Consider the following 10,850-nt stretch of genomic DNA (forward strand, 5'->3'; position numbering starts at 1 on the left):
GAATGGCAAAGAACGAGCCGATGGAAAACTGCCCGCTCGGATCGACAAAGTAGATCGGATCGTTACCGGCATAGGTGTACGGGCTGGCGAATTCAGCGGCCGGATCGGTGCTGTAGAAGCGCCCGAGGTCGCTGTCATAAAAGCGGATTTTAAACAGGTACAGCCCCAGCTCAGCGTCGAACTCCTGGCCGGTAAACAGGTAGGGTATCAGCCTGCCCTGCGGTTCCCAGGCTGCACCGAGCAGGCTGCCAAACGGCAGGTAGTTGTAGGCGGCAACCGGCTGGCGGCCGTTAAGAATTAAACGGGTGGAGCCGCTGTGATCGCCCAACACGGTATAGGTGGCGGACTGGCGGAAGAACAGCAGGATCCCCTGCGGGTCCTGCACGTAGTCGGTTTGTTGCGGTCGGTCGTTCTCTTTCTCCAGTACCGCCAGCAGCGCACCACTGATATCCAGCCAGTAGAGCGTTTGCCGCGTGGCACCTGATTTGAGCACCCGCTGGCGACGGCTGTCATACTGATAGCGCCAGGGTTCAGCCGCGTGCACCGTCAGCGCCTGCTGACTGTGGCGATCGTAATCAATCGCCTGAATACCGCGCGGCAGCGCCTGTACCAGGTTGCCGCTGGCATTCCACGCATACTGCTGCTGATTATCGCCGGCGGTGTTTAGCAGTTGGTTGGTGCCCGGGTAGAACTGATATTCACGTTGCCGATCACCGCGCTGCAACGCGGTGATATTGTTGTTGGCATCGTAAGCCAGCGGCGCAGAGGAACCGAGGCTGTACGCTTCTTCAGCGCTGTTGGCCGCCACGGTGAGGCGGCCCAGCAGGTCATACTGGTACTGATACTGATAATCGCCGCTAAAGCCTTCCCCGGGGATCGGCGTCAGGAACTGCGAGCGAATGCAGGCAATTCTGCCGCTGTAGTACTCCGCCCCCTGGTAGCCCTGCTCGTAGCTCAGGGTTTCGCTAAAACAGTCATCATTAATGCCGGTCAGCCAGCCCGGCGAGTTGTAACTGTAATGGCGGGTCAGTGCGCCGTCGCTGTCAGGGAGGATGCTTTTCTCTTCCAGCGCACCGCGGGCATTGTAGCGGTAGCGAGCCAGCAGCTGTGCCGGGCTATCCTCTGCGGTTCGCGACAGCGCGGACAATCTGCCGCTGCTGTCAAACTGATAACCGAGCCGGATCTGTGTGGCGTTCTGCTCGCCATAACGGGTGGCGGTGCGGTTGCCGAGATTGTCATACTCATACTGACTGATGCGCGTCTGTGCGTCGAAGGCGGGCACCTGCAACGTTTTCGTCGCGGTACGCCCGCGGTCGTCGTAGGTGAAGGTTTCCACCACATCGGCCTGCGGCGTGGTGCCCTGGCTGCTGGTCGAAACAGAAACCAGCTTACCGATCGCGCCGGCGCTGCTGCCGTCACCGTCATAGACCCGCCGGGTGCGCCATAAGCCCGCTGCCGGCAGCCAGTCAGGCCGATCGGCATGGGCCTGTAGCGTGGCGGCATCCCAGTCCGCATCGCAGCTCCCCTCTTCCGTCACCCGGCCCAGAGCATCGTAAACCCAGTACAGCAGAAAGTGTTCGCTTACGCCGCTGGCATCCTGCATAAAACGGATCCGGTTGCCGCGGTCGTAGATATAACGCGTGGGCGCAGCCGTATCCGGCTGCTGTTTCTGCGTCAGCCGCCCGAGAAAATCATACTGCTGTAGCTGCACAAATTTTTCCGCCCCGGGCAGATCCGCCATAAAGTAGTTGGGCAGTTCGGTGCGCACCAGGTTGCCTGCCGCATCGTAATAGTAACGGGTCAGCGCAAAGTGACCGGCTCCGCTGCTGGCGTCACCGTCAATGCGCGCCACCACCCGGCCAGTTTTATCACTGATCTGGCGCACGGGCAGCCGATCGGGATCGGTCGCCAGGCTCAGCGGATAGTGCCCCGCCGGTAAATGGCTCAGCAGCTCACTGGCGGTGTTGGTGGCATAAGTCGTGACCAGCACATGCTGATCCGACTGCCCGGTTATCGCGTACTGCCGCCCCGGTTTGCCGGTCAGCCTTATCCGCGACATCGGGGTGGTATCAAAGGTGGTGCGGCTGTAAGGGTAGCCCTGATCCTGCGGGTAGCAGGTCGCCAGCTCCCCCTGCAGAATGCCGGAATCCCAGTCGAACCCGCTGACAAAGCCGGAACGCCAGCCAGGCAGTTCACCGTTAAACAGGGCATTGCGGGTGATCACCGCTTCCCGCCCCAGCGCATCATAGATCCGCTGGCCGACCACCAGCCCCTCCTGCTGCAGGCTCTGGCTTTGCAGCAGACGTTTTGCATTATCGAGGTAGCTGGCGTTGGTTTGCGGTGCCTGACCCGCCATCGCCGAGGTCAGGGTCAGGTTGCCCCGGGTGGTGAACGTGACGGCACCCGCCACCGTGCCCGTCAGCGGCACACGCAACACGACCTCGCCGTTGACCAGCAGCAGCAAGCCGAACTCTGTCAGGCTTAACCAGAGATCGGCGGCATCGGGCAACGTCTGCGTGCCACGGGCCAGCGGCCGTTGCTGACCATCCATAACCTGCCATACGCCATTCTGCCCCTGAATATGCAGATTATCACCAATACTAAACGCCAGCGGCGTGCTGACACTGACCCCGGCATCCAGCAGCAGCCGCAGGGAGAATGTCTGGTCATCCGCACGCTGCCTGAGGGTCAGTGAAGCGGTGCCGCCATCACTGTGGCATAACCCCTGCTCATTCAGCAGCCACTGCCCTTGTGCCTGCCAGTGCGCCTGCCAGTCATTACCCTGGCGGAAGTTATTAAACACCCCCCCGCCCTGGAACAGCTGGCTCAGGGTGCTGTTCGGAGCCGCCGGATCAAAGGTACTGCTACGCAGACGCCACAGATCTTCGCCGCTGAAGCGCACCGGCGTATCGTTATGGCCAATTTCCGCCACCACCCGCTGCCAGCGGTCGTAAACCGTGCGCCCGACCCGCCCGAGCATATCCAGCGCGGTAGTGCGTTCGCGGGTGCGCTGGTCATAAACCGCCGCTGAAAATTTATCTGCGCCCGCCAGCGGTGCCAGCGCCAGATGATCAACCAACAGCGTCTGTTGCGACACGGGAACCACCAGCCGCACGGTCAGCGTGTCGATGGCCGTCAGTGAAAAATCGGCGGCGCGCACCCTCTGCTGCAACGCGAACCAGCCACCGTTGCCGGGCAGGCTAACGGTCAGCTGTTTAACGCTGCTGCCGCTGCGGGCCGTCAGCAGCAGCTGGCCGCTGAACACGGCGTCAACAGAGGTGAGCGGTTTAAACCAGCCGCTTAACAGCCACGTCTCTGCTGACGCGGCCAGGTCAAAATCGGCCTGCAACCCGGCGGCATTCTCCCCCCCGGCCAGTTGCAGGCTGTGAGCACCGGTATAGCTGTCGTCAGTGCAGAAATGCGCAGCCAGTGGCGAGTCATCACTCATCTGCCACGGGCCGCTCTCTTCATAGGTTTCAAAACCGTAATAGCTGACCGCCGGAGCCTGGTTTGCCGGTAGCGAGAACAGCGCCACCGGCTGTTCACCGGCCCGGTCATATAACGTTCTGGCGCGCAGGCCGTCCAGACGGGTGATGTCCGTGGCCAGTCCGTTGGCGGTGACGTCATGGGTTTCGGTGGTCTTCAGCCAGCCGGCTGGCGGTTCGTTATCTCCGGACCAGCTGGCGAAATCAAACACCTCCGTGCCCGGAGTACCGTCCCAGCTGTACTCTTTATTCGCCACCCACAGATCGCCGGCGGCCCACTGCCGGTTCCAGGTCCTGACCGACAGTGCCGTTACCGCCTGTGCGCTCTGGTTGAAGGTCTGTTTTAGCGCCCACAGTTGTAACAGATTCAGCGCCTGAATAGCCGGGTAAAACTCCCAGGCATAGCGGGTGGTGTTCACCTTCACTTCTTCTTCACCCTCGCCATTAAAGGACCGGGTGGTGGTGTTGGCCAGCTGCCCCAGTGCGTTGAAGTCACTCTCTACCACACTGTCGACAGCGGCATTCACCTGGATGGCGCTGTCGTCAGCGTTAAGGGTATAACGTTGCCGATCCGCCGCATTTTCAATGCTCCAGCAGCGCCCGGCGATCAGCGTGGTTATCGGGCTGCCTGCCGCCAGGCTGAAACCCGCGGCGTTGAATGCCGCGCTCAGCCCGGTATCGGCCTTGCCCTGGTCGAGAACAGCAGCGAAGCTGCTCTCTACGCTGAAGGCGGCCAGCCATGCCGTTTCCACCTTTTTACGCAGGCGAACGTAGACCCCGTAAATGTTCTGACCGGCGGGTGTCCGATCCCAGGCATAGAGAGAGTGGCTGGTCTGCGCCACTTTCTGCCCCTGAGCATCACGAGAGATCGACTGGAACAGGCGCCCCTTGAACAGGCTGAAGTAGTCCTTCACGTTGGTAAAGTCATCGCTTTCCGGGTAGTTCACCCCGGCGACGGCCGGACTGAGGCCGTTAAAGAAAATATTCTCCGTCACGCCCAGGCGACTGGCAGGGTCGCTGCGCCCGCTTTTCACACGCGCATACTGAGCCACCCCTCCCTGCGGGTCACAGGTCGCCGTTTGCAGGTCATACTCATAGTGGGAGGTGACGGTCTGATAACCGCTATTCAGTACCGCCCGGCTCACCGAACGGCTGACCTGCTGCCGATCGACAGACTGGTTAATCACCCGGTGCAGAAACAGTTCACCCGCGCGGGAAAACTCATCGCTCTGGTAGGTGATAAAGGCGTTACCGCCCGCCAGAACGGTGCCGCTGCCTCCGTCAGGCACAAAGATTTTGTGATTAAGCAGCTTGACCGCCGGTGCAGCAATCTGCCCATCCTGCAGGAACAGCACCCAGGTACTGCTGTCATTCTGCAGCTGCCAGGCGATATAGTCCGGGCTGCGGTTCTGAATTGTCCGCTCATCAACGTTATCCGGCAGGGTGGTCACCAGCTGCCACTGACCACGGGCATCTTTGCCATAAATACGTTTTTTTACGATACAGATATCGCCGGAAATCGACGGTGACACCAGGCTGCCGGTGCCGCCCGCATTAAAGGCGATCGGGCCGTTGGTCCACTGTTGCTGATAAGGGTCGAAGATCCGCGAACTGACAAAGGCCGTGCTGCCGCTCTTCTCCACCGCCAGCGCCAGGTCAGAGCCGTAAGCGTAGCGATAATCATTGCCATTTTTGGGGTCAAGCACCCGGTTATCGTTCCATTTCTGCCCGCTGAAACGGAACACATGGGCACCGTTGCCAAACACGGTGTCGGTGCTGATGCTATAGCCAATCGGGTTGCCGAGGCTTTTGTCCTGCTGGTAGGCATAGATACTGGCGGGCTGGAACTGATAATCTTCCCGCCAGCGCACCATCATAAAATCATAACTCGCCGTGTTCTCATCGACCGTCTTGATATAGGTCGCCACCGCGCCACCCGGCGCGATGCTCCAGAACGATTCGGGCCGGGTCAGGCTCCAGTCGATAGGCACGTTATACTGCTGCTGTCCGGCTGCATGCCACTGACGCAGCTGATCGCCATAAAACGAGCGCAGGGTCAGGGACTGTCGGCTCTGATCGTAAAAAGCCGCCAGGCAGACGTTGTTAACACCACAGAGTGCCACCCGATCGTAGCTGCCGGTGTTGATGCGGTTTTCTAACCACTGGCGGGAAAGGCCGTCCCACTGTCTGATAATCAGTTGGGTGGCGTCTGAAGCATGGAGGGCAACAAAATTATCCCCGGTACACAGGCTCAGCGTCTTAAAGCCGTTATCCAGTTTGACTTCGGTCATCTGCCACTCACCGGCACGCCACGGGCTCTGCTTGTACAGCAACACGCGGTAACGTTGCAGGTTGAGATCGCGGAACCAGACGACAAAAAAATCACGCCCGGTGGTGATCTGCAGCTGTTCAATATTCAGGTTACTCAGCGCATCAGATTGCCAGCTTTGCCAGCTCCCTCCCCAGCTCCAGACGGAAAAGATCGCCTTGTTCAACCCTTCGTTATACCAGCCGACCACCGTGAAATCGTTACCCGGCCAGACTCGCGGTGTATAGCCGTTACCGGGAGATTTGAGCGTGGCCCGGGTGGAGGAACTGGCCAGCGTGAGGACGCTGTAGTCGTAGCTGACCACGCCGCCATACGGGCGGGTGATGCTTTTCAGTGCGCCGGGATTGGCCGCCCCAGCCTCCTGCCAGTAATCAAACTCAATACCGGGCAGTGCGGCACCGGCATAATTAGACTGGCGGATTGCCGTCAGATAGCGTTTGCTGAAACGATCGTTTTGCGGTTGTGCGCTGACGTTGAGCAGCGCATAGCTGAATTCGGTGGTGAACAGCGTTTGCTGGCTGGCGTTACTGACCACAATGCTGTCGAGGTAGCGCGTTTCATATCTGAACTGCCAGGCATTCACCGCGCCCGGTGCCACATGAGGAAGCTGGATCTCAGCCGGCGATTTTTGCTGATAGTTAAACGCTACCGAGCGTCCTGAGGCGTCACTGATGCGGGTAATGTGACAGGCACGTGTGTAACAGGTCGCCGGGTTATTACCCAGCGGCAGATCGTCATTTTGATAAGCGAAGGTAATGTAATCGTTCCAGCTGTTATCAATTCTGACCAGGTTCCACGCCTGCGGAAAACGCGTGCCGCTGGTATCGGTGGTGGCTCCAATCCAGTTTTTCCACTTCACTCCCCACTGAATACCGTGCAGGCCGAAGGTGAGACGTTCGCCGTTATCTTTGACGATCTCCCAGTACTCCTGCTCCGGGCTGTCGCTGCGCGGGTGATAACGGATGGTCCAGAAGGCAAACTCACGGGACTGGAACGTCAACACCGGCAGCCCATTGACGCTGCTGTAGCCGGTACGGTAAAGCGCCACGGTGGCCCCGTCGACGATCAGATAGTAGCTGTTATCTTCCGGCGCACCGGTGGTGCCGCCATCCACCACAATCCGGTCAAACGCCAGGCTCCAGCCCACCCCCAGCAGATCGGTTGGGGCGGACTGATTCCAGCGGGTCACCTGGTTGTGGATGTTACTTTGATAAAAGATATTCACATCCACTTTCAGACCATTACGGCCATTCAGTGACAGGATATTCAGCGGGAAATTCACGTCCCCTCTGAATAAATTAACGCTGGAGTCGATATCGCCAGGATTACCGCCATCCATCTGCAACCCATTGATAACAGGCTGATTACTGGTCTGCTGTGTAGTCATCAGAGTCTTCCTCTCAGGCTGGCAGGCACACGCCTCTGCCAGAAAACCAGGCGGTGTCTGTCGCGATAGTTATATTTTTGACGCAAAGCCGCCCTGCCGGCTGCGCAGGCAGCCGCTGGGGAATATCAGGAGATGATTAAAAAAAAGACAGAAATGAATCTAGCTCAGTCGTAACATCAAAAACAAGTATTAAAAAAAATAAATAGTAAAAATGCTAATTATCAAGAAAAAATAAACATTCAGAGAGAAAAACAAAGCTAATAAACCAGTGAATGTACAATGCAGGGGGGATTTGAGTGATGACAGGGTAAAAATGTACAGAAAAGGTAAATGAGGCAGCATAATATCGTAAAGTTTAACGACTGCTTATGCTGTCTGTCTCACTGACTGCCGCTGCCGGGGTCAGCGTACGCACAGCTGGCAGAGTGTGTACCGGGCAGCGCGATACCGGAGTCTGCTATGCACCGTGGTGGCCGGTATACGGCACGATAATGGGGGGATCACCCGGTGGTGATCCCCCCGGCGGTCAGAACCCGCTCTCCCGTAATCCCAGCGCGGCCAGCCGCCGCCACAGGCTGCTGAACAGTGACTCGGCCTGGCCGTTAATCAGCACCACGCCGCGCAGCGGTTGCTGTACCACCGCGCTGCCCGGCTCCGGCTCCATCTCAACGCTGTACCACGCCTGAACCGGGCGCGGGCGGCTCTGGTCGTCACGCCGTACCGCGATCGGGCCGCCGCGATCCGAGGCCAGCGTTTCGCGATCGAGGACGGATGCCCCGGTCGGGGCGATCGCCGTCAGCCGCACGCTGATGGCCGCCCGCCCCGCATCGTCGGCAATAAAGCGGCCGGTTTCACCCGTTGCCAGCCGGTTAAGCTGCTCTTCCGGCAGGTAACCGCGCAGCCGCGCGGTCTGCTGGCTGACCACCCGCAGAAGGGGCAGATCGGCCGCCAGCCAGCGTCCGGCAGTCAGGTCATTCGCCAGGTCGCGCACCTGGCCATCTGCCGTGGCGCGGATCTGCAGCCGCTGCTGCTGCGCGGCCAGCCCGCGATACTGCGCCAGCGACTCGGCCAGCTCCTGTTGCAGCACCAGTGCGTCGGCTACCGTGTCCTGGCGTGCCGCCTGGCGTTTCAGCTGCAGCTGCAGAATGGCGATATGCTGGCGGGCAATGGTCAGCTGCGCCTCCAGATCCGGCGAAGCCAGCTCCAGCAGCAGCTGCCCGGCCTGCACCGGCTGGTTGTTCTGCACGTGCAGCCGCAACAGTTGTGACGCTACCGGGGCGTACAGAGTGCTGACCTTCTCCGCTTCCAGCACCGCCGGCAGGGTCACCTGGCTTTTCCACGGTACAAACAGCACCAGCAGCAGCGCCGCGGTCACCAGCCCGCTGCGCAGCAGGTTGCCACGCTGGCTGAACTGGCGCTGCTGCCACCAGTGGCGCACCTCTTTTATCACCGGCAGGCCAATAAACCAGGCCACTTCAACCATCATCAGAAAGATCCCCAGCACCTTGAAAAAGTAGTGATAAACGGTCAGCGCAATGCCCATAAACAGGAAAAAACGCCACAGCCAGGAGGCGTAACCCCATGTCAGCAGGCGGCGTGACATGCGCGGCGACCAGCGCTCCGGCGGCTGCTCGCCGTAGCCAAACAGCCGCTCGCGCAGGTGCCAGCGGCACAGCGCAAAGGCGCGCCCCTGCAGGTTATCCACCCGCAGCAGGTCGCTGAGCATAAAGTAGCCGTCAAAGCGCATCAGCGGGTTGATATTGACCAGCACGGTGGTGACCCAGGTGGCGCTGGAGAGCAGAAACGCGGCGGTGTGCAGCGGGCCGTCCGGCAGCAGCGACCAGGCCAGCAGGGCGACCACCGCCAGCAGCAGCTCCGCCAGAATGCCTCCCGCGCCGATCAGCAGCCGCGTGCGGTGGCTCTGCACCCGCCAGGCGTCGCTGACGTCGGTGTAGAACATCGGAAACATGACGATAAAGGCCACGCCCATACTGCGCACCCGGCAGCCGGCGCGTTTGGCCATATACGCATGGCCCAGCTCGTGAATAAATTTGGCGAACACCAGCGCCACCCCGAAGGTGGCGGCCCCGGTCAGGCTGAACAGCCAGGAGAAAGAGTGGGTGTAGCGCGGCCAGTCACGGCTGACCAGGAACAGCCCGCTGAGCAGCATCAGCGGCATCAGCCCGGCCAGCAGCCAGACACCGTGTCGCTGCAGCAACGGCCAGCTGCGGTTGAGAAAGCGGTCCGGCCGCCACAGCGGAATGCGGAAGAACAGGTACTGGTGCAGCGCCCGTTTCAGCAGGCTCTGTTTGCGCATCGCCGCTTTCATCGCGTAGCTGCCGCGCTGTTCGGCATCGCTGGCGGCGATCAGGTCGTGGCTGCGCAGAAAGCGCAGCAGCTCGTCGAGATCGTCCTGGCCCAGCGGCAGCCCGGCTTCGCGGTTGGCGGCCACCAGCACCCGATCGCTGTCGCCCAGCCGCCAGTGACGCAGCAGGCGCAGCGCGGTGACGTTGAGTTTGAAATACTGGCCGCTGAGGGCATCGGCAAGCGTCCACTGCGGCGCGCCGTCCAGCGCCGGGGCGGCCGGGGTCAGCTGCAGGTCGTCGCGCAGCGCCGGTAACAGGGCCATCGCTTACACTCCCAGCGTTTTACGCAGCGCCGCCAGCGGGCGACGGAACAGATAAACGCCCAGCGCCACCTTCTCACCGCTGACCCGCGCGGTGCCACGCAGGCCGATGCGCGGGGCACGATCGGTAAAGCGGGCGTCCAGCCGGTAGGCCAGCCCACCGCCGGGTGTCTGTGCAGCTTCATAGGCTACCCGTTCCAGCCGGGCATCGTAGCGCGTCAGCGGGTCGCTGTCCGGGAACAGCGCCACCGCCGCCTGCGCCGGGAATTCAATCGCATCCCCCACGTCGAGTTCAATTTTCAGCTCTGACTGCGCCGGATCGGCCAGTTCCATCAGCCGTTCACCGGTGCGCAGCGGTTTGCCGGTCATGCGGTCGGCATCAGCAAACACGGCAATGCCGTCGCGTTCGGCACGGACTTCACTGCGCTGTAGCAGATCCTGCGCGTAGGCCAGCTCGGCGCGCTTCTGCGCCACTGTGGCCGCCAGCAGATCAAGCCGTGATTTCGATTCGGCGTCCTGGAAGGCACGCTGGGAACCGGTATGCAGTTCAGCTTCGGCCACGCCAAGGGCGCGGGCGGCAACATCGGCCTGCGCTTTCTGCACGGTGTTGTCGAAGCGTACCAGCAGCTGGTCTTTCTTCACCGGCTGGTTGGGTTTAACCATAAATTCCGCGATTACGCCGTCCAGCGGCGCGGTGACCACCCGGCCGCCAAGCGGTACCACTTCCGCCGGGGCGAGCACCGTCTGGCGCACCGGGAACAGCAGGGCCAGCGCCGCCAGCACCACCGCGACGATCGCTTTCCGGCGTAAGCGCTGAGGTTGCCAGATTTTACGCGGCTCCAGCGCCAGCCAGGCGTGGCTCCAGGCCCCGGCCAGCTGTTCGCCCAGCAGGCATTCGGCCGGTTGCCAGGGGCGATCGCGTGCCAGCCAGACGCCGCCGAACACGCCACCGTCGCGCCCTTTCAGCGGCAGCCACAGCGCTTCCGCCGCCGACAGCGCCTGCCAGTCGTCACGGCTGGCCGC

General features: G+C 61.2%; 3 protein-coding genes. All 3 read right to left on the reverse strand.

All coding sequences use genetic code 11. From position 1 onward, the window contains the following. The coding region (locus NV64_RS16495; protein ID WP_146005508.1) for an RHS repeat domain-containing protein at positions 1–7,201 on the reverse strand (7,201 nt) is incomplete at its 3' end. Between the two features lie 526 nt (positions 7,202–7,727). After that, complete coding sequence (locus NV64_RS16500; RefSeq protein ID WP_199177681.1) at positions 7,728–9,830, reverse strand: HlyD family efflux transporter periplasmic adaptor subunit; 2,103 nt, start codon at positions 9,828–9,830, stop codon at positions 7,728–7,730. A gap of 3 nt (positions 9,831–9,833) precedes the next feature. Continuing rightward, positions 9,834–10,850, reverse strand: a 1,017-nt coding sequence (locus tag NV64_RS16505) for an efflux RND transporter periplasmic adaptor subunit (RefSeq protein WP_233209012.1), incomplete at its 5' end; no start/stop codon positions are given.

Origin of the sequence: Erwinia sp. B116 (genome assembly GCF_002865965.1) — a bacterium.
Taxonomy (GTDB): domain Bacteria; phylum Pseudomonadota; class Gammaproteobacteria; order Enterobacterales; family Enterobacteriaceae; genus Erwinia.